General features: G+C 69.4%; 23 protein-coding genes and 3 pseudogenes. 19 read left to right on the forward strand and 7 right to left on the reverse strand.

The window, feature by feature from the left end; all coding sequences use genetic code 11:
* Nucleotides 1-101 precede the first annotated feature (101 nt).
* The 13 genes and pseudogenes from L0P92_RS10075 to L0P92_RS10135 all read left to right on the forward strand — a co-directional run.
* Nucleotides 102-302: pseudogene (locus L0P92_RS10075) on the forward strand (protein-tyrosine-phosphatase); the annotation flags it as partial.
* Nucleotides 303-405: 103 nt separating this feature from the next.
* Entirely contained in the window at nt 406-1,644 is a 1,239-nt protein-coding gene (gene glyA / locus L0P92_RS10080; protein ID WP_234762188.1) for a serine hydroxymethyltransferase, read from the forward strand.
* 140 nt (nt 1,645-1,784) lie between these two features.
* Nucleotides 1,785-3,149 (forward strand): MraY family glycosyltransferase, encoded by a 1,365-nt coding sequence (locus tag L0P92_RS10085; protein WP_234762189.1) that lies wholly within the window; start codon nt 1,785-1,787, stop codon nt 3,147-3,149.
* A gap of 300 nt (nt 3,150-3,449) precedes the next feature.
* Complete coding sequence (locus L0P92_RS10090) at nt 3,450-3,884, forward strand: Cg1360 family ATP-synthase-associated protein (protein WP_234762190.1); 435 nt, start codon at nt 3,450-3,452, stop codon at nt 3,882-3,884.
* A 207-nt stretch (nt 3,885-4,091) separates the two neighbouring features.
* Nucleotides 4,092-4,928 (forward strand): F0F1 ATP synthase subunit A, encoded by an 837-nt coding sequence (gene atpB, locus L0P92_RS10095; protein WP_505016538.1) that lies wholly within the window; start codon nt 4,092-4,094, stop codon nt 4,926-4,928.
* Between the two features lie 79 nt (nt 4,929-5,007).
* Entirely contained in the window at nt 5,008-5,241 is a 234-nt protein-coding gene (gene atpE / locus L0P92_RS10100; protein ID WP_152771297.1) for an ATP synthase F0 subunit C, read from the forward strand.
* A 41-nt stretch (nt 5,242-5,282) separates the two neighbouring features.
* Nucleotides 5,283-5,831, forward strand: coding sequence for a F0F1 ATP synthase subunit B (locus L0P92_RS10105; protein ID WP_234762191.1), 549 nt, complete (start codon nt 5,283-5,285; stop codon nt 5,829-5,831).
* Nucleotides 5,828-6,643, forward strand: a complete 816-nt coding sequence (locus L0P92_RS10110; protein ID WP_234762192.1) for a F0F1 ATP synthase subunit delta — start codon at nt 5,828-5,830, stop codon at nt 6,641-6,643. The genes L0P92_RS10105 and L0P92_RS10110 overlap by 4 nt, the downstream gene beginning before the upstream one ends.
* Nucleotides 6,644-6,769: 126 nt before the next feature.
* Nucleotides 6,770-8,371 (forward strand): F0F1 ATP synthase subunit alpha, encoded by a 1,602-nt coding sequence (gene atpA / locus L0P92_RS10115; RefSeq protein WP_234762193.1) that lies wholly within the window; start codon nt 6,770-6,772, stop codon nt 8,369-8,371.
* A 21-nt stretch (nt 8,372-8,392) separates the two neighbouring features.
* Entirely contained in the window at nt 8,393-9,310 is a 918-nt protein-coding gene (locus L0P92_RS10120; protein WP_234762194.1) for a F0F1 ATP synthase subunit gamma, read from the forward strand.
* The gene (atpD, locus tag L0P92_RS10125) at nt 9,311-10,747 is read left to right on the forward strand and encodes a F0F1 ATP synthase subunit beta (RefSeq protein WP_234762195.1); all 1,437 of its coding nucleotides are present in this window, start codon (nt 9,311-9,313) and stop codon (nt 10,745-10,747) included.
* A 129-nt stretch (nt 10,748-10,876) separates the two neighbouring features.
* Nucleotides 10,877-11,251 carry a F0F1 ATP synthase subunit epsilon gene (locus L0P92_RS10130; protein ID WP_030049636.1) on the forward strand — a complete coding sequence of 125 codons (375 nt, stop codon included), beginning with the start codon at nt 10,877-10,879 and terminating at the stop codon, nt 11,249-11,251.
* 162 nt (nt 11,252-11,413) lie between these two features.
* On the forward strand, nt 11,414-11,860 hold the full coding sequence (locus tag L0P92_RS10135) for a DUF2550 domain-containing protein (RefSeq protein WP_062717680.1): 447 nt from the start codon (nt 11,414-11,416) through the stop codon (nt 11,858-11,860).
* Between the two features lie 26 nt (nt 11,861-11,886).
* On the opposite strand, the gene L0P92_RS10140 is transcribed toward L0P92_RS10135, so the two are convergent.
* The 3 genes from L0P92_RS10140 to L0P92_RS10150 form a co-directional block, all read right to left on the reverse strand.
* Complete coding sequence (locus L0P92_RS10140; RefSeq protein WP_234762196.1) at nt 11,887-13,710, reverse strand: glycoside hydrolase family 18 chitinase; 1,824 nt, start codon at nt 13,708-13,710, stop codon at nt 11,887-11,889.
* 140 nt (nt 13,711-13,850) lie between these two features.
* A complete protein-coding gene (locus L0P92_RS10145) occupies nt 13,851-14,492 on the reverse strand; it encodes a response regulator (RefSeq protein WP_234762197.1) in 642 nt (213 codons plus the stop codon).
* Complete coding sequence (locus tag L0P92_RS10150; RefSeq protein WP_234762198.1) at nt 14,489-15,709, reverse strand: sensor histidine kinase; 1,221 nt, start codon at nt 15,707-15,709, stop codon at nt 14,489-14,491. Before L0P92_RS10150 ends, L0P92_RS10145 begins: the two co-directional genes overlap by 4 nt.
* 152 nt (nt 15,710-15,861) lie before the next feature.
* Here L0P92_RS10150 and L0P92_RS10155 point away from each other — a divergent pair, with 152 nt between their 5' ends.
* Complete coding sequence (locus L0P92_RS10155; protein ID WP_234762199.1) at nt 15,862-16,440, forward strand: hypothetical protein; 579 nt, start codon at nt 15,862-15,864, stop codon at nt 16,438-16,440.
* 4 nt (nt 16,441-16,444) lie between these two features.
* On the opposite strand, the gene L0P92_RS10160 is transcribed toward L0P92_RS10155, so the two are convergent.
* The 3 genes and pseudogenes from L0P92_RS10160 to L0P92_RS10170 form a co-directional block, all read right to left on the reverse strand.
* Nucleotides 16,445-17,017: a cob(I)yrinic acid a,c-diamide adenosyltransferase gene (locus L0P92_RS10160; protein ID WP_234762200.1), complete on the reverse strand. Its 573-nt coding sequence runs from the start codon at nt 17,015-17,017 to the stop codon at nt 16,445-16,447.
* 13 nt (nt 17,018-17,030) lie between these two features.
* Nucleotides 17,031-17,590, reverse strand: a pseudogene (locus tag L0P92_RS10165) (ABC transporter permease).
* 12 nt (nt 17,591-17,602) lie between these two features.
* Complete coding sequence (locus tag L0P92_RS10170) at nt 17,603-18,229, reverse strand: ABC transporter ATP-binding protein (protein ID WP_372497227.1); 627 nt, start codon at nt 18,227-18,229, stop codon at nt 17,603-17,605.
* Between the two features lie 41 nt (nt 18,230-18,270).
* Here L0P92_RS10170 and L0P92_RS10175 point away from each other — a divergent pair.
* The 4 genes and pseudogenes from L0P92_RS10175 to L0P92_RS10190 all read left to right on the forward strand — a co-directional run.
* A pseudogene (locus L0P92_RS10175) lies at nt 18,271-18,690 on the forward strand (TetR/AcrR family transcriptional regulator); the annotation flags it as partial.
* A gap of 136 nt (nt 18,691-18,826) precedes the next feature.
* Nucleotides 18,827-19,675: a 3-hydroxyacyl-CoA dehydrogenase family protein gene (locus L0P92_RS10180; RefSeq protein ID WP_234762201.1), complete on the forward strand. Its 849-nt coding sequence runs from the start codon at nt 18,827-18,829 to the stop codon at nt 19,673-19,675.
* 206 nt (nt 19,676-19,881) lie between these two features.
* Nucleotides 19,882-20,205, forward strand: a complete 324-nt coding sequence (locus tag L0P92_RS10185; RefSeq protein WP_030046661.1) for an STAS domain-containing protein — start codon at nt 19,882-19,884, stop codon at nt 20,203-20,205.
* A 262-nt stretch (nt 20,206-20,467) separates the two neighbouring features.
* Nucleotides 20,468-23,011: an ATP-binding protein gene (locus tag L0P92_RS10190; RefSeq protein WP_234762202.1), complete on the forward strand. Its 2,544-nt coding sequence runs from the start codon at nt 20,468-20,470 to the stop codon at nt 23,009-23,011.
* A gap of 84 nt (nt 23,012-23,095) precedes the next feature.
* Here L0P92_RS10190 and nucS read toward each other — a convergent pair whose 3' ends face one another.
* On the reverse strand, nt 23,096-23,767 hold the full coding sequence (gene nucS, locus L0P92_RS10195) for an endonuclease NucS (RefSeq protein WP_234762203.1): 672 nt from the start codon (nt 23,765-23,767) through the stop codon (nt 23,096-23,098).
* 264 nt (nt 23,768-24,031) lie between these two features.
* On the opposite strand from nucS, the gene L0P92_RS10200 reads away from it, so the two are divergent.
* Entirely contained in the window at nt 24,032-24,424 is a 393-nt protein-coding gene (locus L0P92_RS10200) for an SCO5389 family protein (RefSeq protein ID WP_111006621.1), read from the forward strand.
* The last annotated feature ends 57 nt before the right edge of the window (nt 24,425-24,481 follow it).

Genomic DNA, 24,481 nt, shown 5'->3' on the forward strand with positions numbered 1-24,481 from the left:
ACGGGGCGGGTTCAACCGGCGGACGGAGTCCGCCGCAGCGTCCCGATGCCTGGGAGGCCCGCCAGGGCCGAGCAGTGTGAGGGACGCGTCAGGGATGGGTCGGCGTGGTCTTCCGCGCACGTGCCCTGGTGCGTGCTGCGGCGGCTCTACGCGGGTGGCTGCTCGCGCCGACGGCGGAGGCGGATGAGGTGTACGACCCGTACGGTGCGCCGTTGACGTTCTTCCGGTCGGTGGGGGAGGAGATACATGAGGCGCTGGATCCGGTGGTGACGGCGTTGACGGGGGTCCCGGCGCGGGCGTGACACGGGCGCGGGTGCCGGCGAAGGCGTGACAACACCGGGCGGCCCCGACGTCCCCGGCCTACATTGGACGTACGTCATCGTCGACGCACGCCCGGAGCCCATCATGTCGGTCACCCATACCCTCGAGGCCGATGTCCTGCGCCGTCAGGACCCTCAGCTCGCCGACATCCTGCTCGGGGAGCTCGACCGGCAGTCGACGACGCTTCAGCTCGTCGCCGCCGAGAACTTCACCTCGCCGGCCGTGCTGGCGGCGCTCGGGTCGTCGCTGGCCAACAAGTACGCGGAGGGGTATCCGGGCGCCCGGTACCACGGCGGTTGCGAGATGGTCGACGTCGCCGAACGGCTGGCCGTGGAGCGGGCCAAGGCGCTGTTCGGGGCCGAGCACGCCAACGTGCAGTCGCACTCCGGTTCGTCGGCGGTCCTCGCCGCGTACGCCGCCCTGCTGCGCCCCGGCGACACCGTCCTCGCCCTCGGACTGCCGTACGGCGGACACCTCACGCACGGCTCGCCCGCCAACTTCTCCGGGCGCTGGTTCGACTTCGTCGGCTACGGCGTCGACGCCGAGACCGGGCTCATCGACTACGACCAGGTGCGCACGCTGGCCCGCAACCATCGGCCCAAGGCGCTCGTGTGCGGGTCCATCGCCTATCCGCGCCACATCGACTACGCCTTCTTCCGTGACGTCGCGGACGAGGTGGGCGCGTATCTCATCGCCGACGCCGCGCACCCGATGGGGCTGGTCGCCGGGGGCGCGGCGCCGAATCCGGTGCCGTACGCCGACGTCGTGTGCGCCACCACGCACAAGGTGCTGCGCGGACCGCGCGGCGGCATGATCCTGTGCGGCGCGGACCTCGCCGAGCGGATCGACCGGGCCGTGTTCCCGTTCACCCAGGGCGGCGCGCAGATGCACACCATCGCGGCCAAGGCCGTCGCGTTCGGCGAGGCCGCGACGCCGGCCTTCTCGGCGTACGCCCATCAGGTGGTCGCCAACGCGCGGATGCTGGCGGCTGGGCTGGCCGCGGAGGGGCTCGTCGTCACCACGGGCGGCACCGACACCCACCTGATCACCGCCGACCCGGCGCCCCTCGGCGTCGACGGCCGTGACGCACGCGGCCGGCTGGCCGCCGCCGGGATCGTGCTGGACTGCTGCGCGCTGCCGCACGGCGACGCCCGTGGCCTGCGCCTGGGCACGGCGGCCGTGACCACCCAGGGGATGGGGGAGGAGGAGATGGCGTGGCTCGCCGCGCTGCTCGCAGGTGTGCTGCGCGGGGACACGGAGAGCCAGAAGGCGCGTGAAGAAGTGCGGGAGCTCACCGGTAGATTTCCGCCGTATCCCGGCTGAGCGGGGGTAGACGCACCTGCGTGCACAGCCACACGTGCAACCATCGTCGCTACCCGGAAGTCCCTACACATATGCGTCGCGTATGAGTACATCGCTAGGGTGTGGGGCTGAGATGGCCAGCGAGACCTGTGGGGAAGCCCGTGCGTGAATACCTGCTGACGCTCTGCATCACGGCCGCGGTGACGTATCTGCTGACAGGGCCGGTACGTAAGTTCGCGATCGTGGCCGGAGCGATGCCGGAGATCCGGGCACGTGACGTGCACCGGGAACCCACTCCGCGGCTCGGCGGTATCGCGATGTTCTTCGGCCTGTGCGCGGGCCTGCTGGTCGCCGACCACCTCACGAACCTCAGCGCGGTCTTCGAGAAGTCCAACGAACCGCGGGCCCTGCTCTCGGGAGCGGCGCTCATCTGGCTGATCGGCGTCCTGGACGACAAGTTCGAGATCGACGCCCTGATCAAGCTGGGCGGCCAGATGATCGCCGCCGGCGTCATGGTCATGCAGGGTCTGACGATCCTGTGGCTGCCCATCCCGGGCTTCGGCTCGGTCGCGCTCACCCAGTGGCAGGGCACCCTGCTCACCGTCGCCCTGGTCGTCATCACCATCAACGCGGTCAACTTCGTCGACGGCCTGGACGGCCTCGCGGCGGGCATGGTGTGCATCGCGTCGGCCGCGTTCTTCCTCTACGCCTACCGCGTCTGGGTCTCGTACGGCATCGAGGCCGCCGCCCCCGCCACCCTCTTCTCGGCGATCCTGATGGGCATGTGCCTGGGCTTCCTGCCGCACAACATGCACCCGGCGCGGATCTTCATGGGCGACTCGGGCTCGATGCTGATCGGCCTGGTCCTCGCCGCGGGCGCGATCTCCATCACGGGACAGGTCGACCCGGACGCGCTGAAGCTGTTCGCCGGCTCCGAGAAGGAGGCCGTGCACCAGACGGTCCCGGTCTACATCCCGCTGCTGCTCCCGCTGACGATCATCGCGATCCCGGCCGCGGACCTGGTCCTGGCGATCGTGCGCCGCACCTGGCGCGGCCAGTCCCCGTTCGCCGCCGACCGCGGCCACCTCCACCACCGCCTCCTGGAGATCGGCCACTCCCACAGCCGCGCGGTGCTGATCATGTACTTCTGGTCCGCCCTGATCGCCTTCGGCGCCCTCGCCTACTCCGTGAACTCCGCGTCCATGTGGATCGTCCTCGGCGTGGTCTTCCTCAGCGCCATCGGCCTGGCCCTCCTCCTGCTCCCCCGCTTCACCCCGCGCGCGCCGCGCTGGGCCGAGGCGTTCGTACCGCCGCGGTATCGGCGGGGCGGTGCCGTCGCCGAGCCCGCGGCCACCACACCGCAGACCGCCGCCGAGGCCCGGGCCGACGACCTCCTGCCCGAGGAGGAACCGCGCACTCCGGTCGCCGCGGGGGCGGGTGCGGGTGTGGCCGGGGTCAACGGCGCGACCGCCATCGGCGCCCGTTCGCGCTTCCTGGACCGACGGAAAGCCGGAACGTCCCGCTGACGGCCAAGGTAAGAATCTGACTAGAGCATTGCCAACTCATGGGGGAACGAAGCGTCCCAGTACCAGACAAGTGGGCGCCGTTTCTGCACAGACGCGCAGGGTCACCCTCATGTGTGACACCGAGCACACAGTTCAGGTAAAGACCTCATCAAATAGTTTGTGATACGGTTCACGAGAACCCCCGGATAGAGCCGAAGGACCGCAGTGCGACGGTCCACCGGCGTGAGGTTCTCTCTCGACCCGGGACTACGCTCGTCCATGACGACACCCTGCCCCCACCGTGAAAGCGGAGTTGCCGCCATGCCGTCCAATGACGTCCGGATCCTCCTTCAGGCTGCCGTGCCCACGGCTGCCGTCGGCGCGATTGCCGCCGTCGTCAGCGGTGTGGTCGCCGGTGGCAAGGGGGCGATCGGGGCCCTCGTGGCGGCGGTGCTCACGATCCTCTTCATGGGTATCGGCCTCTACGTCCTGCAGCGGACTGCCAAATCGCTTCCGCATCTGTTCCAGATGATGGGCCTGATGCTCTACGCGGCGCAGATCCTGCTGCTGTTCGTCTTTCTGAGCGTGTTCAAGAACACCACGCTGTTCAACCCCAAGGCTTTCGCGATCACTCTGATCGCCACCACCCTCGCGTGGATCGCGGCCCAGACCCGGGCCCATATGAAAGCCAAGATCCTCTACGTCGAACCCGACTCCTCGGGCGACAAGCCCGAAAAATCGGGGCACTCGTCGTGAGGGGTAGGGGCGAGATAAATGCGTGTGAGAAGTCCTGCTATCGTCCGGTGCCAACTGCGGCATCGCGGGCGCGGGCATCTGAGCTGACGCCTGCTCAATCGCGAGGCTCGATGCCCCTCAGCCGCCCCCACATCCGTAACACCAGTCCCGTGCCGAACCGCGGCTGCGCGCCGCGCCGACACAACGAGGTTGCCGTACCCATGCGTCATGCCGAAGGAGTCCGCGGTGAGTGCTGACCAGACCCAGCTCGCCTTTGACTGGAGCTGTCGGATCATGTCCGACAACGGCTGCGGCTTCCCGGCTCCGGGCCTGCACTCGTTCCTCTTCAAGCCGATCACCACGGTCGGCGGGTTCGAGTTCAACAAGGTGATGCTGCTTGCCCTCATCACCACGCTGCTGGTTGTCACCTTCTTCACGCTCGCCTTCAGCAAGGCGAAGGTGGTGCCGGGCAAGCTGCAGATGGTCGCTGAAGCCGGCTACGACTTCGTGCGCCGCGGCATCGTGTACGAGACCCTCGGCAAGAAGGAGGGCGAGAAGTACGTCCCCTTCATGGTCTCGCTCTTCTTCTTCATCTGGATCATGAACATCTGGTCCGTGATCCCGCTGGCCCAGTTCCCGGTCTCGTCGATCATCGCCTACCCGATGGTCCTGGCTGCCATCGTCTACGTGGTGTGGGTCTCGGTGACCTTCAAGCGGCACGGTTTCGTCGGCTTCTTCAAGAACGTCACCGGCTACGACAAGACGCTGGGCCCGGTACTGCCGCTCGTGATGGTCATCGAGTTCTTCTCGAACCTGCTGGTCCGCCCGTTCACGCACGCGGTGCGACTCTTCGCCAACATGTTCGCCGGCCACCTGATGCTGGTGATGTTCACCGTCGCCTCCTGGTACTTGCTGAACAGCTGGATGATCCCGGCGGCCGGTGTCTCCTTCGTCATGACCATGGTCATGATCCTCTTCGAGCTCTTCGTGCAGGCCGTCCAGGCGTACGTGTTCGTGCTGCTGGCCTGCTCGTACATCCAGGGCGCGCTCGCCGAGCACCACTGAGCCTCCCCCGCACCACAAGCCCCCAAGAACGTCCGGTGGCCAACCCCCGCCGGTCCATGAAAGAGAAGGAAGAATCAGCATGGCTGCCATGGAGACCCTCGCCGCCCTCGAAGGCAACATCGGTTCCGTCGGCTACGGCCTCGCCGCCATCGGCCCCGGCGTCGGCGTCGGCATCATCTTCGGTAACGGCACCCAGGCGCTTGCCCGTCAGCCCGAGGCCGCCGGCCTGATCCGTGCCAACCAGATCCTCGGCTTCGCCTTCTGTGAGGCGCTCGCCCTCATCGGCATCGTCATGCCGTTCGTCTACGGATGATCGAACCCTGACGAGCCACCCTTTCCACGAAAGGCATTGATGTGATCGCCAACCTGGTACAGCTGGCGGCCGAGGAAGAGCAGAACCCGCTCGTTCCTCCGGGCCCGGAGCTGCTCGTCGGCACCATCGCCTTCGCCATCGTGTTCTTCTTCTTCTGGAAGAAGCTGCTTCCGAACATCAACAAGGTTCTGGAGGAGCGCCGCGAGGCGATCGAAGGCGGAATCGAGAAGGCCGAAGCTGCGCAGGTCGAGGCCCAGAGCGTCCTCGAGCAGTACAAGGCCCAGCTCGCCGAGGCCCGGCACGAGGCCGCGCGTCTGCGCCAGGAGGCGCAGGAGCAGGGCGCCACGCTCATCGCCGAGATGCGCGCGGAAGGCCAGCGGCAGCGCGAGGAGATCGTCGCCGCCGGTCACGCGCAGATCGAGGCCGACCGCAAGGCCGCGTCCTCCGCGCTGCGCCAGGACGTCGGCAAGCTCGCCACCGAACTGGCCGGCAAGCTCGTCGGCGAGTCCCTGGAGGACCACGCCCGGCAGAGCCGTGTCATCGACCGCTTCCTCGAGGACCTCGAGGAGAAGGCCGAGGCCGCGCGATGAACGGAGCGAGCCGCGAGGCCCTGGCAGCCGCACGTGAGCGTCTCGACGCGCTGACGGACAACACGTCCGTCGACGCGGCCAAGCTCGCCGACGAGCTGGCCGCCGTCACCGCGCTGCTCGACCGCGAGGTGTCGCTGCGTCGGGTCCTCACCGACCCGGCGCAGGCCGGCGAGGCCAAGGCCGAGCTGGCCCAGCGCCTGCTCGGCGGTCAGGTCGGCGGCGAGACCGCCGATCTGCTGGCCGGCATGGTGCGCTCCCGCTGGTCGCAGTCCCGCGACCTGGTGGACGCGCTGGAGGAGCTGGCGAACACCGCCGACCTCACCGCCGCGCAGCAGGCGGGCACGCTCGACGAGGTCGAGGACGAGCTGTTCCGGTTCGGCCGGATCGTCTCCTCGAGCACCGAGCTCCGTGCCGCGCTGACCAACCGCGCCGCCACCGGATCGGCCAAGGGCGAGCTGCTGCGCAGCCTGCTCGGCGGCCGGGCCAAGGTCACCACCGAGCGTCTGGTCACGCGTCTTGTGACCGCGCCGCGTGGACGTAGCCTGGAGTCGGGACTGGAGTCCCTGTCCAAGCTCGCCGCGGACCGTCGGGACCGCATGGTGGCCGTGGTCACCTCGGCGGTGCCGCTGAGCGACCGGCAGAAGCAGCGCCTGGGCGCCGCCCTCGCGAAGCTCTACGGCCGCCCGATGCACCTCAACCTCGACGTGGACCCCGAGGTCGTCGGCGGAATCCGGGTGCAGGTCGGTGACGAGGTCATCAACGGCTCCCTCGCTGACCGCATCGAGGACGCCGGCCGCCGACTGGCGAGCTGAGCAGCAACTTCATAGGCAGTACGTACTTACGACGGCCCTGGTTGGGCCGTGCAGAAGAATCCTGGGGGTCGCCCCCAGACCCCCAAAGTGAAACTTCGGGCCCAACAAGGAGAGCAGGGAACCCAGATGGCGGAGCTCACGATCCGGCCGGAGGAGATCCGGGACGCGCTGGAGAACTTCGTCCAGTCGTACAAGCCGGACGCGGCCTCGCGCGAGGAGGTCGGTACGGTCACCCTTGCCGGCGACGGCATCGCGAAGGTCGAGGGCCTGCCCTCGGCCATGGCCAACGAACTGCTGAAGTTCGAGGACGGCACCCTCGGCCTCGCCCTCAACCTCGAGGAGCGCGAGATCGGTGCCATCGTCCTCGGTGAGTTCAGCGGCATCGAGGAGGGGCAGCCGGTCTCCCGTACCGGTGAGGTCCTCTCCGTGGCCGTCGGCGAGGGCTACCTCGGCCGCGTCGTCGACCCGCTCGGCAACCCGATCGACGGCCTCGGCGAGATCGAGACCAGCGGTCGTCGTGCCCTTGAGCTGCAGGCCCCCACGGTCATGCAGCGCAAGTCGGTGCACGAGCCGATGGAGACCGGCTACAAGGCCGTCGACGCGATGACCCCGATCGGCCGTGGCCAGCGTCAGCTGATCATCGGTGACCGTCAGACCGGCAAGACCGCCCTGGCCGTCGACACGATCATCAACCAGCGCGACAACTGGCGCACCGGCGACCCGAACAAGCAGGTCCGCTGCATCTACGTCGCCATCGGCCAGAAGGGCTCGACGATCGCGTCGGTCCGCCGCGCGCTGGAGGAGAACGGCGCGCTGGAGTACACGACCATCGTCGCCGCCCCGGCGTCCGACCCGGCCGGCTTCAAGTACCTGGCGCCGTACACCGGTTCGGCCATCGGTCAGCAGTGGATGTACGAGGGCAAGCACGTCCTCATCATCTTCGACGACCTCTCGAAGCAGGCCGACGCCTACCGCGCCGTGTCCCTGCTGCTGCGCCGCCCGCCGGGCCGTGAGGCCTACCCGGGTGACGTCTTCTACCTGCACTCCCGTCTGCTGGAGCGTTGCGCCAAGCTCTCCGACGACATGGGCGCCGGTTCGATGACCGGTCTGCCGATCGTCGAGACCAAGGCCAACGACGTCTCGGCGTTCATCCCGACCAACGTCATCTCCATCACCGACGGCCAGTGCTTCCTGGAGTCGGACCTGTTCAACGCCGGTCAGCGCCCCGCGCTGAACGTCGGTATCTCCGTCTCCCGAGTCGGTGGTTCCGCGCAGCACAAGGCGATGAAGCAGGTCTCGGGCCGTCTGCGCGTGGACCTCGCCCAGTTCCGTGAGCTGGAGGCGTTCGCCGCCTTCGGTTCCGACCTGGACGCCGCGTCGAAGGCGCAGCTGGAGCGCGGTCAGCGCATGGTCGAGCTGCTGAAGCAGGCGCAGTACGAGCCGATGTCCACCGAGGACCAGGTCGTCTCCGTCTGGGCCGGCACCACCGGCAAGATGGACGACGTGCCGGTCGCCGACATCCGCCGCTTCGAGAAGGAGCTCCTGGAGTACCTGCACCGCAAGGAGCAGGGCCTCATGACCTCCATCAAGGAGGGCGGCAAGATGTCGGACGACACCCTCACCGCCGTCGCCGACGCCATCGCGGAGTTCAAGAAGCAGTTCGAGACCGCGGACGGCAAGCTGCTCGGCGAAGAGGCCGGCCCGAAGGCGACCAGCGCCTCCAAGTGACGTAAGGAAGGGACCTGACTCATGGGAGCCCAGCTCCGGGTCTACAAGCGTCGCATCCGATCCGTCACCGCGACCAAGAAGATCACGAAGGCGATGGAGATGATCGCCGCCTCGCGCGTCGTCAAGGCGCAGCGCAAGGTGGCGGCCTCCACGCCCTACGCGACCGAGCTCACCCGCGCGGTCACGGCGGTCGGCACCGGCTCGAACACCAAGCACCCGCTGACCACGCAGGCCGAGACGGTCACGCGGTCCGCGGTGCTGCTCCTGACGAGCGACCGTGGCCTTGCCGGCGCCTTCAACTCCAACGCCATCAAGGCGGCGGAGCAGCTGACCGAGCGCCTGGAGCGCGAGGGCAAGGAGGTCGACGTCTACATCGTCGGCCGCCGTGGTGTGGCGCACTACAACTTCCGTGAGCGCAAGATCGCGGAGTCGTGGAGCGGCTTCACCGACGAGCCCACGTACGCGGACGCCAAGAAGGTCGCGGCCCCGCTGATCGAGGCGATCGAGACGGAGACGGCCGAGGGCGGCGTGGACGAGCTCCACATCGTCTACACCGAGTTCGTGTCGATGATGACGCAGCAGGCGCTGGACGCCCAGCTCCTGCCGCTCAGCCTCGAAGAGGTCGCGAAGGAAGCAGCCCCCAAGGGCGAGATCCTTCCGCTGTTCGACTTCGAGCCCTCGGCGGAGGACGTCCTCGACGCCCTGCTGCCGCGGTACGTCGAGAGCCGTATCTACAACGCGCTGCTCCAGTCGGCCGCCTCCAAGCACGCCGCCACGCGGCGCGCGATGAAGTCGGCCACCGACAACGCGGGCGAGCTGATCAACACGCTCTCCCGTCTTGCCAACGCGGCCCGCCAGGCCGAAATCACCCAGGAAATCAGCGAGATCGTCGGTGGCGCCAGCGCCCTGGCCGACGCGACCGCGGGGAGTGACCGATAAATGACCACCACTGTTGAGACCGCGACGGCTACGGGCCGCGTCGCCCGGGTCATCGGCCCGGTCGTCGACGTGGAGTTCCCCGTCGACGCGATGCCGGACATCTACAACGCCCTTCACGTCGAGGTGGCCGACCCGGCCAACGCCGGCGAGAAGAAGACGCTGACCCTGGAGGTCGCCCAGCACCTGGGTGACGGCCTGGTCCGCACCATCTCCATGCAGCCCACCGACGGTCTGGTCCGCCAGGCCCCGGTCACCGACACCGGCGACGGCATCACCGTCCCGGTCGGCGACTTCACCAAGGGCAAGGTGTTCAACACCCTCGGTGAGGTGCTGAACGTCGACGAGCAGTACGACGGCGAGCGCTGGTCCATCCACCGCAAGGCCCCGAACTTCGACGAGCTCGAGTCGAAGACCGAGATGTTCGAGACCGGCGTCAAGGTCATCGACCTTCTCACCCCGTACGTCAAGGGTGGAAAGATCGGTCTGTTCGGTGGTGCCGGCGTCGGCAAGACGGTGCTCATCCAGGAGATGATCTACCGCGTCGCCAACAACCACGACGGTGTGTCGGTGTTCGCCGGTGTCGGTGAGCGCACCCGTGAGGGCAACGACCTCATCGACGAGATGAGCGAGTCCGGCGTCATCGACAAGACCGCGCTGGTCTTCGGTCAGATGGACGAGCCCCCGGGCACCCGTCTGCGCGTCGCGCTGGCCGGCCTGACCATGGCCGAGTACTTCCGTGACGTCCAGAAGCAGGACGTGCTGTTCTTCATCGACAACATCTTCCGCTTCACGCAGGCCGGTTCCGAGGTGTCGACCCTGCTCGGCCGTATGCCCTCCGCGGTGGGCTACCAGCCGAACCTGGCCGACGAGATGGGTCTCCTCCAGGAGCGCATCACCTCGACCCGTGGTCACTCGATCACCTCGATGCAGGCGATCTACGTCCCCGCGGACGACCTGACCGACCCGGCCCCGGCCACCACCTTCGCCCACCTCGACGCGACGACGGTTCTGTCCCGTCCGATCTCCGAGAAGGGCATCTACCCGGCCGTGGACCCGCTGGACTCCACGTCCCGGATCCTGGACCCGCGCTACATCGCGCAGGACCACTACAACACCGCGATGCGCGTCAAGGGGATCCTGCAGAAGTACAAGGACCTCCAGGACATCATCGCGATCCTCGGTATCGACGAGCTCAGCGAGGAGGACAAGCTGGTCGTCCAGCGTGCCCGCCGCGTCGAGCGCTTCCTGTCCCAGAACACGCACGTCGCCAAGCAGTTCACCGGTGTGGACGGCTCGGACGTGCCGCTGGACGAGTCGATCACCGCGTTCAACGCGATCTGCGACGGTGAGTTCGACCACTTCCCGGAGCAGGCGTTCTTCATGTGCGGTGGTCTCGAGGACCTCAAGAAGAACGCGAAGGAACTGGGCGTCTCCTGACGCACCGGTCCTTGTGAGCCACTGAGCTCTTGGTGAGGGGGCGGGGCACGTCCCGCCCCCTCTTCCACGCCTACTAGACTTGTAACCAACACCCGGCACAACCGCCGGGTGGTGACCCGAGGAGCCACCTTGGCTGCTGAGCTGCACGTCGCGTTGGTCGCCGCCGACCGTGAGGTCTGGTCCGGCCAGGCCACCCTGGTCGTCGCGCGCACCACGTCCGGCGACATCGGCGTCATGCCCGGTCACCAGCCGCTGCTCGGTGTGCTGGAGTCGGGCCCGGTGACCATCCGTACGAGTGAAGGTGGAACCGTCATCGCCGCGGTGCACGGCGGTTTCATCTCCTTCGCGGACGACAAGCTGTCGCTGCTGGCCGAGATCGCCGAGCTGTCGGACGAGATCGATGTCCAGCGCGCGGAGCGGGCGCTCGAGCGCGCGAAGGGGGACGACGACGCGTCCGCCGAGCGCCGCGCGGAGGTCCGCCTGCGGGCGGCGACGGCGCGCTGACCCCCCAGGTCACCTCCCGAGCCCTTTAGGCTCTGGGGGAGCGCACGCGATGACGTCACTCAGCCGCGGCTGGGACCGGAGCAATCCGGTGCCGGTCGCGGCTGAGGCAGATATGGAAGTTTTTTACGTTCCGTTACCTAGGAGACGAGGAGGTCGGTGTCGATGGTCCTCGCTCTGACTGTGTGCGGAATCGTCGTCGCCCTCGTGGTGCTGGGATTGTTCGTCTTCGGCCTGCGCCGCAGACTCATCCAGCGCTCGGGCGGCACCTTCGACTGTTCCCTGCGCTGGGACGTCCCGGAGAAACCCGACACCAACGGCAAGGGCTGGTCCTACGGCGTCGCCCGCTACAACGGCGACCGCATCGAGTGGTACCGCGTCTTCTCCTACGCCTACCGCCCGCGCCGCATCCTGGAGCGCTCCGCCATCGAGGTGGCAGGCCGTCGGGTCCCCGACGGCGAGGAGGAGCTGGCGCTGCTCTCCGACGCGGTGATCCTCACCTGTCTGCACCGGGGCACGCGCCTGGAACTCGCCATGAGCGAAGACGCGCTGACCGGTTTCCTCGCGTGGCTTGAGGCAGCCCCGCCCGGTCAGCGCGTCAATGTCGCTTAGTACGTCCGTGTCGCTCGGTACGTCTGCTAGTTGAGGCCGTCGTTGATGGCGGTCACCAGCTCACCGCCCGCGGTGTCACCGCTGAACTCCCAGAAGAACGCGCCGCCCAGGCCCTGGTTCTTGGCCCAGGTCATCTTCCCGGCGATCGTCGACGGAGTGTCGTAGGACCACCAGTTGTTGCCGCAGTAGGCGTATGCGGTGCCGGCGATGGTGCCGTTGGCCGGGCAGGAGTTCTTCAGGACCTTGTAGTCCTCGATGCCCGCCTCGTAGGTGCCGGGGGCCGCGCCGGTCGCCGTGCCGCCGGGGGCGGCCTGGGTGACGCCGGTCCAGCCGCGGCCGTAGAAGCCGATGCCGAGCAGCAGCTTCTTGGACGCCACGCCCTTGGACTTGAGCTTGGCGATGGCGTCGGCGGAGTTGAAGCCCGCCTGGGGGATGCCTGCGTACGAGGTGAGCGGCGAGTGCGGGGCGGTCGGGCCCTGCGCGTTGAAGGCGCCGAAGTAGTCGTACGTCATCACGTTGTACCAGTCGAGGTACTGGGAGGCGCCGCCGTAGTCGGCCGCGTCGATCTTGCCGCCGGAGGAGCCGTCGGCGGTGATGGCCGCGGTGACCAGGTAGTTCGGGCCGAACTCGGTGCGCAGCGCGGACATCAGGTTCTTGAAGGCCGCGGGGCCGGACGTGTCGCAGGTCAGACCGCAGGCGTTCGGGTACTCCCAGTCGATGTCGATGCCGTCGAAGACGTCGGCCCAGCGCGGGTCCTCGACGACGGCCTTGCAGGACTTGGCGAACGCGGCCGCGTTGGCGGCGGCCTGGCCGAAGCCGCCGGAGTAGGTCCAGCCGCCGAAGGAGTACAGCACCTTGATGTGCGGGTACTTGGCCTTCAGCTGGCGCAGCTGGTTGAAGTTGCCGCGCAGCGGCTGGTCCCAGGTGTCGGCGGTGCCGCTGACGGACTGGTCGGCGGTGTAGGCCTTGTCGTAGGCGGCGTAGGTGTCGTCGACGGTGCACTGGCCGTTCTTGACGTTGCCGAACGCGTAGTTGATGTGGGTGATCTTCGAGGCCGAGCCGGAGGTCACCAGGTTCTTGACGTGGTAGTTGCGGCCGTAGACGCCCCACTCGGTGAAGTAGCCGAGCTTGACCTTGTCACCGGTGGGCGGCTCGGTGGTGCCGCCGGTGGTGCGGACCGCGCGGGCGCCGCTGACCGGGCCGGTCTGGTCGGCGGTGTCACGGGCCTGGACGGTGTACGAGTAGTCGGTGCCGGCGGTCAGGCCGGTGTCGGAGTACGACGTGGTCGTCACGGTGGCGACCTTGGCGCCGTCGCGCAGGACGTCGTAGTTCTTGATGCCCTTGTCGTCGGTGGCGGCGGACCAGCTGAGCTTCACCGAGGTGTTGGTGATGTCGGAGGCGCTGGGGGTGCCGGGTGCGCTCGGGGCGCTGTCGCCGGGCTCGGTGGTGCCGCCGTCGCAGCTGCCGCCGTTCAGCTTGCAGTTGGCGGGGGAGCCGGAGCCGGCGCCGTTGAAACCGAAGGAGACCGAGGCGCCGGGGGCGAGGGTGCCGTTCCAGGACTTGTTCTTCGCGGTCCAGTGGGTGCCGGAGGAGGTGACGTCGGCGTCCCAGGCGGAGGTGACGGAGGTGCCGGAGGGGAAGTCCCACTCGACGGTCCAGGAGCTGAGGGAGGTGGTGCCGGTGTTCTTCACCGTCCACTTGCCCTCGAAGCCTGAGCCCCAGTCCTGGGTCTTGGCGTAGGTGGCGGTGGCGGATGTCGCGGCCTCTGCCGGGCTCGCGAGGCCGACCAGACCGGCCAGCGGCAGCAGCAGGGTCGCGAACCCCGCCACGGCTCTGTGTCTGAAGCGCATGCTGCGCCTCCTTGGGGATGTATGGGGCACGACTGAGCCTTCGCGCCCACGGTGCCGCGAGAATAGAAAGGTCTGGACCACGGGTCAATAGGTCTGGACCACTCAGTCGGCAGCGGCCGTATACGGCCGTGCCCCGACTCCTAGATCCCCAACTCCTGGGCCAGCACGGCCGCTTGAACCCGGCTGCGCAGCTCCAGCTTTCCCAACAGGCGACTGACGTGGGTCTTCACGGTCGCCTCGGCCATGTCGAGCCGGGACGCGATGTCGGCGTTGGACAGTCCCTCGCCAAGGCAGGACAGCACCTCGCGCTCGCGCCGGGTGAGGGCGGCGAGGGCGGCCGGGTCGGCCGTCGGCTCCCGTACGGGCTTCGCGGCGAACTCGGCGATCAGCCGCCGGGTGACGGCCGGGGCGATCAGGCCCTCGCCGCGCGCCACCGTGCGGACCGCCGCCAGCAGGTCCCTGGCCTCGGTGTTCTTCAGCAGGAACCCGGACGCGCCGGCCCGCAGCGCCCCGAAGACGTACTCGTCGAGGTCGAAGGTGGTCAGCACCAGCACGTCGGCCAGCCGCTCGGCGACCACCTGCCGGGTCGCCGACACCCCGTCCAGGCGCGGCATCTGCACATCCATCAGCACCAGGTCCGGCCGCAGTTCACGGGCCAGGGCCACCGCCTGCTCGCCGTCCGCCGCCTCGCCGACCACCTCGATGTCGGGCGCGCTGCGCAGGATCAGGACCAGCCCGGCGCGTACGGCGGACTGGTCCTCGGCGACCAGGACGCGGATCATTCTCTGTCTCCTTCGGTCACGGGAAGCGTGGCGCGTACGACCCAGATCTTGCCGTCCGTCGAGTCCGGGTCGTCGACGGGACCGGCCTCGAACGCGCCGCCCAGCAGCTCGACCCGTTCCCGCATCCCGACCAGCCCGGCGCCGGAGCCGGGCGCGCGCGGCCCGTCGCGGTCGCCGAAGGGGCTGGTCACGGTGACGGTGAGGCAGCCGTCCCTCCCCCACTGCCCGAAAGGCGTGGGAGGTGCCCCCATGGCGAGCGCGACCGTGACCCGGCCGGGGGAGGCGTGCTTGAGGGCGTTGGTCAGGGCCTCCTGGACGATGCGGTAGGCGGCGAGTTCGACGGGCGCGGGGACGTCGGCGGGCTCGGCGTCGAGGTGGACGTCGAGGCCGTTGACGCGGGCGCCCTCCACCAGCGCGTCGAGGCCGTCGAGCGTGGGCGCGGCGACCGGCTCGGTGTCGCCGCCGGCGTCCCGCAGGATGCCGATGAGCCGACGCATCTCGGCGAGCCCTTCGACGCTGTTCTCCCGGATGACCGAGAGCGCCTCCTGGGAGGTCTTCGGATCGTCGAGGGAGAGCGCGGCCGTGGAGTGGATGGCGATGGCGGAGAGATGGTTGGCCACCATGTCGTGCAACTCCCGTGCCATACGGGCGCGTTCCGAGGTCACGGCCTGGGCGCGGTCCATCTCGGCGAGCAGCGCGGTCTGTTCGGCGCGCAGGCGGGCGGCCTCGGCGGCGTCACGGTGGTTGCGGACGATCCAGCCCGTGGAGGCGGGCGCGTACGCCACGACGCCGACGACCACACCGATCAGCAGCGCCTCCGGGACACGCAGCACCGCGAACGGCACCAGTGTCCCGGCCACCGTGAGCAGACCGGTGATCCACTGGATGCGGCGGGCCGAGGCGAGCGGGCCGTACAGCACGGCCGCGTAGACGATGTCGGTGAACATCAGGAGCGTGGCCAGGCTGCCCTGGGTGAAGACGTCCGCGCAGATCGCGAGCGTGCCGATCAGCAGGGCCGCGCGGGGCGCCGCCCGGCGCAGCAGCTCGCAGCCCGCCATCACGGTGAGCGGCACCAGCATCGGCCAGGGGCCGTCGAAGAGCGTGATCGGGTCCTTGGCGGTCCGCGTGCCCAGGCCGATGCCCACCAGCAGCAGGCCGCCGAGCAGCCCGCCGATGGCGATGTACACGTCGAAACGGTGCGGGCGGGGGAGGGCCATGACTCCATCCAACACGGTGGCCGCGGCCGACGCCTGATTCCGCGGGAGGGTCCTGGACTGCATCTTTCGATGTACCGCGGTTTCGTCACCGCCGACGACGAAAGGGGCCGTGGCCGCCGGGAGCCTGGAAGGGTGACCGAAGGGAGCATGTCGTGATCGTCGCCCTCATCATCGCCTGCGAGGTGGGCTTCTGGGTGCTGCTGGCCCTGGGCCTGGCCGTCCGCTACCTGCTGAAGTGGCGCCGTACGAGTGTGGTGCTGCTGCTGTGCGAGCCGGTGCTGGAGCTGGTCCTGTTCGTGGCGACGGCGGTGGACCTGAAGAACGGCGCGGAGCCCGGCTGGGAGCACGGGCTGGCGGCGGTCTACATCGGCTACACCGTGGCGTACGGCCACTACACGATCCGCTGGCTGGACGGCCACGCGGCCCATCGCCTGGCCGGCGCGCCCCGCCCGCCCAAGCCGCCGCAGTACGGCATGGCACGGGCCCGGCACGAGGGCCGGCTGTGGCTGCGGACGCTGCTCGCGGCGGCGGTGGCCCTCGCCCTGCTCCAAGGGGCGATCTGGTACGTCGGGGACGGCGACACGTCGTCGCTGCGGTCGTTCCAGTGGGTGGCGTTGCGGGCGGCGGGGATTCATGGGCTGGTCGCGTTGGCGTACCTGATCTGGCCGAAGCAGCCCAAGGGCGAGCCCGCCGACAGCCCAGTGACGGAGAAGGAGAAGGCCCGGGGCTAGGCGGCTAGCGTTCCCCGCCCGGCACCCACAGCACGTCCCCGATCTCCTTGTTCGCCGTCCTCGCCAGGATGAACAGCAGGTCGGACAGGCGGTTCAGGTACGTCGCCGTCAGGGGGTTCATCACCTCGCCGTGCACCTCCAGCGCGGCCCACGTGGAGCGCTCGGCCCGGCGTACGACCGTGCAGGCCTGGTGCAGCAGGGCCGCGCCCGGGGTGCCGCCGGGGAGGATGAAGGAGCGCAGCTTCTCCAGTTCCTCCAGGAAGTGGTCGCAGTCGGCCTCCAGCTTGTCGATGTACGACTGCTCGACCCTGAGCGGCGGGAACTGAGGATTCTCCACCACCGGCGTCGACAGGTCCGCGCCCACGTCGAACAGGTCGTTCTGCACCCGGGTGAGGACCTTGACGACCTCCTCGTCGAGCCCGCCCAGCGCGATGGCCGTGCCGATCACCGCGTTCGCCTCGTTGGCGTCGGCGTACGCCGAGATCCGCAGGTCGGTCTTGGCGACCCGGCTCATGTCGCCGAGGGCGGTGGTGCCCTGGTCGCCGGTCCTGGTGTAGATGCGCGTCAGATTGACCATGTGACCAGCGTAGTTACGCTCCGGCGGTTCGGAACACGCGTGTGCCCACCGTCACGGCCAGTGCGGCGAACGCGACGGCGACCAGGACGCCGTACAGCATGTGCGTCGTCGCGTACGAGCCGACGTAGGCGTCCCGCACCGCGTCCACCAGATAGCGGAACGGGATGAAGTGGGACAGCACGTCCAGCCATCGCGGCCCCAGCGTCATCGGCAGCATTAGGCCCGACAGCAGCATCATCGGCATCGTCATGGCGTTGATCGCCGGCCCGAACTCCTGCGGAGTGCGGACCTTCATCGCGAGCGCGTACGACAGGGAGGCCAGCGACAGCCGTTCTCGATGATGATCGTGAAGCCGGCGAACGACGCCCCGAACAGCCCGAGTTGGAGCAGCAGAACGGGCACCAGCACCTGCCACGAGCTGCCCTCCCCGCCCAGCGGCAGATCCGTCAGCAGCGGACCGAAGAACAGCAGGTACAGCAGCGGCATCAGGACGCCGAAGAACAGGGCGAAGCGGGAGCGGAGGGTCTTGCGGGCGTAGCGGCCGTAGATGAGGGCCGTGTCGTGCAGCAGCATCTCGTGGGATTCCTATACGGCTACGGGGGCGGCGTCGGCCGGGGCGGGGCCGCGGCCGGTGATGGCGAGGCAGGTGTCCTGGAGGGTCGCGTCGATGGAGCCGCCGTACCGGAGCTTCAGCGTGCTCGGGGTGCCCTCCGCGACGATCGTGCCCTTGTCCACGACCACCAGTCGGTCGGAGAGGGCGTCGGCCTCGTCCAGGTAGTGCGTGGTGAGGAAGACGGTCGTGCGGTACTCGTCGCGCAGCCGCCGGATCAGGTCCCACAGGTCGGCCCGGCTGCCGGGGTCCAGTCCCGTCGTCGGCTCGTCGAGGAACAGCACCTTCGGGCGGTGTGTGAGCGCCATCGCGATGTCGAGGCGCCGACGCTGGCCCCCGGAGAGGGCACCCGCCTTGCGGTCCAGCAGGTCGGTCAGGCCCAGGTCGCGGGCCAACTCCTCGGCGCGCTCGGTAGTGAGATCGCAGCCCGCCACGGTGGCCGCGCCTCCGGTGGGCGCCAGCAGGGTCGTCAGCATCCGCAGGGTCGTGGTCTTGCCGGCCCCGTTCGGGCCGAGGAAGCCGAGGATCTCGCCCTCCCGGACGGTGAGGTCGATCGCACGGTGCCCTGGCGGGCTGCCTGAGCAGTGGGCTGGCCCCCGGATCTGGTTCTCCCGCCGGAGGCATGCTCCGCCGACGTGTCCGGGTGCGCGGCCGGGCGGCGGGGAGGTCGGCCGCCCGGGCCGTGCTGCGCGAGCTGCGCGCCGAGGTCGAGGTCGTCTCGCCCCGGGTCGGGCTCATGGAGGGCTACGACCGCTTCATGCGCTGCATCCAGGACGCGCCGCCGCTGCGCTCACGGCTGTGGAGCATGCAGCAGGAGATCCACGACCACCTGGAGTCGACCCTGCGCGAGGAGGTCGGCGCGGACGCCGCGGACCCGCTGCCGGGGCTGATCGCCGGTCAGATCGCCTGGATCCACCAAGCGGTGTTCGTCCGCATCGGGCGCGAGACGGTCGCCGGGCGCAATCCGGGCAAAGTGTCACGAGAGATGCTCGTGCTTCTCGACGAGATCGAGGAGCTGTTGAGCGAGAAGGTGCTCAACTACGCCGTCCGGGGCGCTCAGTGACCCGTGCCGGTGTGATGTCCGTCAGATGAGACGTGACTCGCGTTACTAACCGGTCACACAGTCCCTCACGAGCGCTAAGGTCCGCCGAAGAGCAACGTAAACAGGGTGTAAGGCGTTTCAAAGGGGAGTCGCAACAGTGGCACGGAAGCTTGCCGTCATCGGCGCCGGCTTGATGGGTTCCGGGATCGCCCAGGTCTCCGCTCAGGCGGGCTGGGACGTCGTCCTGCGGGACGTCACCGACGAGGCTCTCACGCGTGGCACCGACGGCATCAAGGCGTCGTACGACAAGTTCGTCAGCAAGGGCAAGCTGGAGGCGCACGACGCCGACGCCGCCCTCGCCCGTATCACCGCGACCACCGACCTGGACGCCGCCGCCGACGCGGATGTCGTCATCGAGGCCGTCTTCGAGAAGCTCGAGGTCAAGCACGAGATCTTCCGCACGCTCGACAAGATCGTGCGCGAGGACGCCGTGCTCGCCTCCAACACCTCCGCGATCCCGATCACCAAGATCGCGGCGGCCACCGAGCACCCCGAGCGGGTCGTCGGCGTCCACTTCTTCTCGCCGGTGCCGATGATGCAGCTCGTCGAACTCGTCCGCGGCTACAAGACGAGCGACGAAACCCTCGCCACCGCGCGGGAGTTCGCCGAGTCCGTCGGCAAGACCTGCATCGTCGTCAACCGGGACGTGGCGGGGTTCGTGACCACCCGGCTCATCTCCGCCCTCGTCGTCGAGGCCACCAAGCTCTACGAGTCGGGCGTCGCCACCGCCGAGGACATCGACCTCGCCTGCAAGCTGGGCTTCGGTCACGCCATGGGCCCGCTCGCCACGGCCGACCTCACCGGCGTCGACATCCTGCTGCACGCCACCAGCAACATCTACACCGAGTCCCAGGACGAGAAGTTCGCCCCGCCGGAGCTGATGCGCCGGATGGTGGACGCGGGTGACATCGGCCGCAAGAGCGGGCAAGGCTTTTACAGCTACTGAGGTTTCGTAGACCACCGCACAGCCCCCACGCCCATCACGCGATGGGGTGAATTCGGTATCGGTTCGCTTACAGACGGCAACCTCTGACCGCTCAACGCAGTCAGAGGTTGCATCACCGGCCACAGCGAAGACTCATAGCGAACACAGGCACAGGAACAGCACAGGCAACGCATCGCGGAGCACCAACGCACGCTTGGGGAGCGCATATGCACATCAGGGGCGACCACGCCGAACTGGTCGTCGGGGGCGTCCTCGACGTCCGCAGCGCGGCGGACGCCCGTACGGTCCTGCACTCGGCCGTCGACGACGGAGTCGGCGATCTGGTGCTCGACCTGTCCGAGCTGGACTCCTGGGACGCCACCGGACTCGGGGTGATCATGGGGGCCCACCGGCGGGCCGGCCGCTGCGGCCGACGCCTGGTGCTGCGCGGCGTGCCGCCGCAGATGCAGCGCCTGCTGGTGGCCACCCGGCTGCACCGGATCCTGGCGATCGAGGGTGGCATCGGGGTGGAGTCCCTGCCTCGGGTGTGACACCCGGCACGGGTGGGGCGGGACAGTCGGGCGTTCCGGTTGCGAAGGGCACGTCACGCACAATCCTCACGAGACTGTGATGTCTCGGACGGCGCGGCACCCCGGTCTGTCGTAGATACTGTGCAAAGGTTTAGGGTTCGGCTGCCCGCTGCCCAGACAAACCCTTCTCAGCGGGCCCGGACCAGAAGCGACAGCGCGGTGTGCAGCAAGGCCGGGAGGGGCTTGGCTTACGCACACGACGCTTTTGGGGGGCTTGAAACCTATGGACCCGAACAACCGGGGACCCGAGGAGTACGGCCATGACGGTGACGGCCAGTCGTCGCGCCATCGCCCGCCCAGGGACCCCCTCACACCCGACTTCGGACAGCACACGCCCGCACTCGCCCGCACGGTGCAGCTGGTCTCGGGCGACTTCCTGCTCACCGTCAACCCCGTCGACGGCAGCGAGATCGAGGTCTGCCCGCCGGCGGAGCGGCCCTCGCGGCCCGAGAAGCTGACCCCGGCCGAACGCGCCGAGGTCGACCGCGCCGCCAAGCCGCCCGTCCCACCCGGCCCGACCCGTCCCGCCGAGCCGCTGCTGGCCCGCCAGGACGAGCGCGAACAGCTGGTACGGATGCTCGCCCGCGGCCGCTCCGTACGCCTGGTCGGCGCCCCGGGAGCCGGCCGCACCAGCCTCCTCGACCTCGTCGCCGAGGACTGCTCGGACCTCGCCCCCGACGGCGTGGTCCGGCTCACCGGCTACCACCGCACCCCGGACGATCTGCTGTACGACCTCTTCTACGCCGTCTACAGCGCACCCCTGCACCGCCCGGATCAGGACGAACTGCTCGGCTTCGTGCGTGAGATCGGCGCGGTCGTCGTCCTGGACGACATCGAGTTCGGCGGCGCCGCCCTCGACGAGCTGCTGGACGCGACCCCCGAGTGCGCGTTCCTGCTCGGCGTCACGCCCGACGTGCCCGCGCCGTCCGCCGACTCCGGCATCGAGGAGGTCGCCCTCAGCGGGTTCGACCGGGCCGCGAGCGTCGAGCTCCTGGAGCGCCAGGTCGGCCGGGTCCTCACCGAGGACGAGGCGAACTGGGCGGGCGACTTGTGGTTCGAGTCGGAGGGCCTGCCCCTCAGGTTCGTCCAGGCCGGCGCCCTGCTGCGGCAGCGGGACCGGCTACGGGCCGGCGCCGACGCGGTCGACGAGTACGGCGTCTTCGAGGACACCCCGCCACCGGCCGACGCCCCGTTCGACGCGCCCTTCGACGGGGCGTACGGCGGCGAGGGCCGCGGCGAGGACACGCCCCTGCCCTCCCTCGGCGAGGCGGCCGGCCCCGCGCCGCTGCTGGCCTCACGGCTCAGCGCCTCGGCCCGCAGCGCCCTGAGGTTCGCCGTCGCCCTCGGCGGCGAGGTGCCGCACCAGGCGCATCTGCCCGCGCTGGTCGGCGACACCCACGCGGACGCCGCGCTGGGCGAGCTCGCCGACTGCGGTCTTGTCTCGCCGGTCGGCTCCCGCTACCGGCTGGCCGCCGGTGTGCAGGCCCAGCTGGAGGCCGCCGGATACGCCGAGGACGTCCAGGACAACGCCCTCACCGCCGCCCAGCACTACGCCTGGTGGGCCGGCCACCCCTCGGTCACCCCGGAGCGCGTGTGCGCCGAGGCCGACGCCGTGCTCGCCGCCCTCGGCGTGCTCGTGCCGGGTACGACCGCGCCCGCCGAGGGAGAGGAGAGCCCGTCCGTGCAGCTCGCCCGCACGGCGGGACCCGCGTTCGCGGCCGGGCTGCACTGGAGCGCCTGGGAGCGGGCGCTGCGGGCCGGCGCCGAGGCCGCCCGCCTGGCCGGTGACGTCACCGAACAGGCCTACTTCCACCACGAGTTGGGCATCCTCGCGCTCTGCGGCGGCCGGCTGGACCGGGCCCGCGCCGAGTTGGAGACCTCCATCGGCCTGCGCGGCGCCCTCGCCGACAAGCGCGGCACCGTCGCCGGCCGCCGCGCCCTCGCACTGGTCTCGGACCGCTCCGGCACGACGCCGGGCGTGGCCGCGTTCGGCGCGACGGCGGGGGAGGAGGTGCCGGACGCGCGGTACGAGGAGTCGCAGTCGCCGCCCGGAGGCGTACCGGCCGCCGCGTTCCCGCCGCCGGGCGGGGACGCCACGACCCTGGTCACCCACCAGGCCTCCTCGCCGTCGTCGGCGGCCTCGCACAAGGGCCGCGGCGGCGTCCGGAACTTCGCACGCCGCAACCTCGTCGCCGCCGGCGCGGGCGCGCTGCTCGTCGCGGTGCTCGGCACGGTGGTGACCCTCGGCGCGACCTCTGACAACGATCCGGGCGACCCGTCCACCCAGGTCGGCGTCAATCCGTCCGCCAGCCAGGGCATCGGCGACGACAGCATCGGCGCGGACAAGGTGGAGGGCGACGACGGCAAGTCCTCCGGCGACACGGGCACGGCGACCAGCCGGCCGACGGATCCGGGGCCCGACGGCACCCCCGGCACGTCGGACGACCCGACGCCGACGGGCGGTGCCACGGAGCCGTCGGACGACCCAAGCGGTACGAACAGTTCCGGCGGCGGTACGACGAGTTCTCCGACGAAGCCGACATCGAAGCCGTCGTCCTCGTCACCGACACCGACTCCCACGCCGACCCCGACACCGACTCCCACGCCGACTCCGACTCCGACTCCGACGCCAACCCCGACGCCCACACCGTCCACCTCGGACTCGGCCAGCGGCCCGGCGAGCTCCAGTGCCCCTGCGAGCAGTTCGGCCAGCGCACCGGAGACGAGTGAGGCAGGCTCACCGAGCAGCTCGGACGCTGTGATCTGAGCACTGATCAAGACAAGAGGGCCGGGTCCGTTCAACGGACCCGGCCCTCACCGTCGTAGAACTGGAACTGCCGACCGCCGCGCGTCAGAACAGCCGCAGCTTGTCGTCCTCGATCCCCCGCATGGTGTCGTAGTCCAGCACCTGGCAGCCGATCCCGCGGTCCGTCGCGAGGACGCGGGCCTGGGGCTTGATCTCCTGGGCCGCGAAGATGCCGCGGACCGGCGCGAGATGGGGATCCCGGTTCAGCAGGTCCAGATAGCGCGTCAGCTGCTCCACGCCGTCGATCTCGCCGCGCCGCTTGATCTCGACCGCGACCGTCTGCCCGTCCGCGTCCCGGCACAGGATGTCGACCGGGCCGATGGCCGTCATGTACTCGCGGCGGATGAGCGTGTAGCCCTCGCCGAGGGTCTCGATGCGGTCGGCGAGGAGCTCCTGGAGGTGTGCTTCCACGCCGTCCTTGATCAGGCCGGGGTCCACGCCGAGTTCGTGCGAGGAGTCGTGGAGGATCTCCTCCATCGTGATGATGAGCTTCTCGCCCCCCTTGTTGGTGACGGTCCAGACGTCCTGCTGCTCGCCGTCACCCTCCTTCAGGGTGCACGGCGGCGACATCCAGTTCAGGGGCTTGTAGGCCCGGTCGTCCGCGTGGATCGAGACGCTTCCGTCCGCCTTGACCAGGATCAGACGGGGCGCCGAGGGCAGGTGGGCGGTGAGCCGGCCCGCGTAGTCGACGGAGCATCGGGCAATGACGAGACGCATGGTCCGCAACGCTACTCGACGGGCCGGTGTCGACGCGATTCGCCCTGGGGGAGTCCGTATGACCCCGGACTGCCCCTGTTCATTTCTGGCCGATTGTGCGCCTAACGAAGACCGCCCATGTACGCATTCTCCTGGTGCCGTCACCGTCTGTTGCCTACCGTATTAAACGGGAGGTCGCGAGGCGTGTACACAGAGTGTTCGGTATCGCGAACTCCCTTATCTGTCAGGCAACCCCTGCTCTTCGGGGGTGCGAGAGGAGAACCCATGTCGCTCGACGTCTCACCGGCCCTACTCGAACAGGCCGAGCGAGGCGAGGTCGATGAAGCAGCCTTCGTCGACTGCGTCCGGACCTCCCTGCCCTATGCGTGGGAGATGATCAGCTCCCTGGTGGCCCAGCTGAAGGTCGACGGCGGTCAGTTCGCCGACAACCAGACGCCCCCGCCGGACGAGCAGGCACGTGGCCAGTTGCTGCGTGCACTCGCGAGTGACGCGATACGCGGCGCGCTGCAGCGGCACTTCGGGGTGCGACTGGCCTTCCAGAACTGCCACCGGGTGGCGGTGTTCCCGCTTGACGCCTCGGTCGACGAGACGCTCGCCCGCTTCACCTCGGTGCGCAACCAGCTGCTGAACCAGTCGCCGGAACTCAGGGACTGCTGACGCAGTAAGCCGCTTGCTTGCCGCTCCGTACGCGGGAGGTGCAATCAGTACGGGGCG

It is taken from the genome of Streptomyces muensis (assembly GCF_021474425.1).
GTDB classification, from domain to species: domain Bacteria; phylum Actinomycetota; class Actinomycetes; order Streptomycetales; family Streptomycetaceae; genus Streptomyces; species Streptomyces muensis.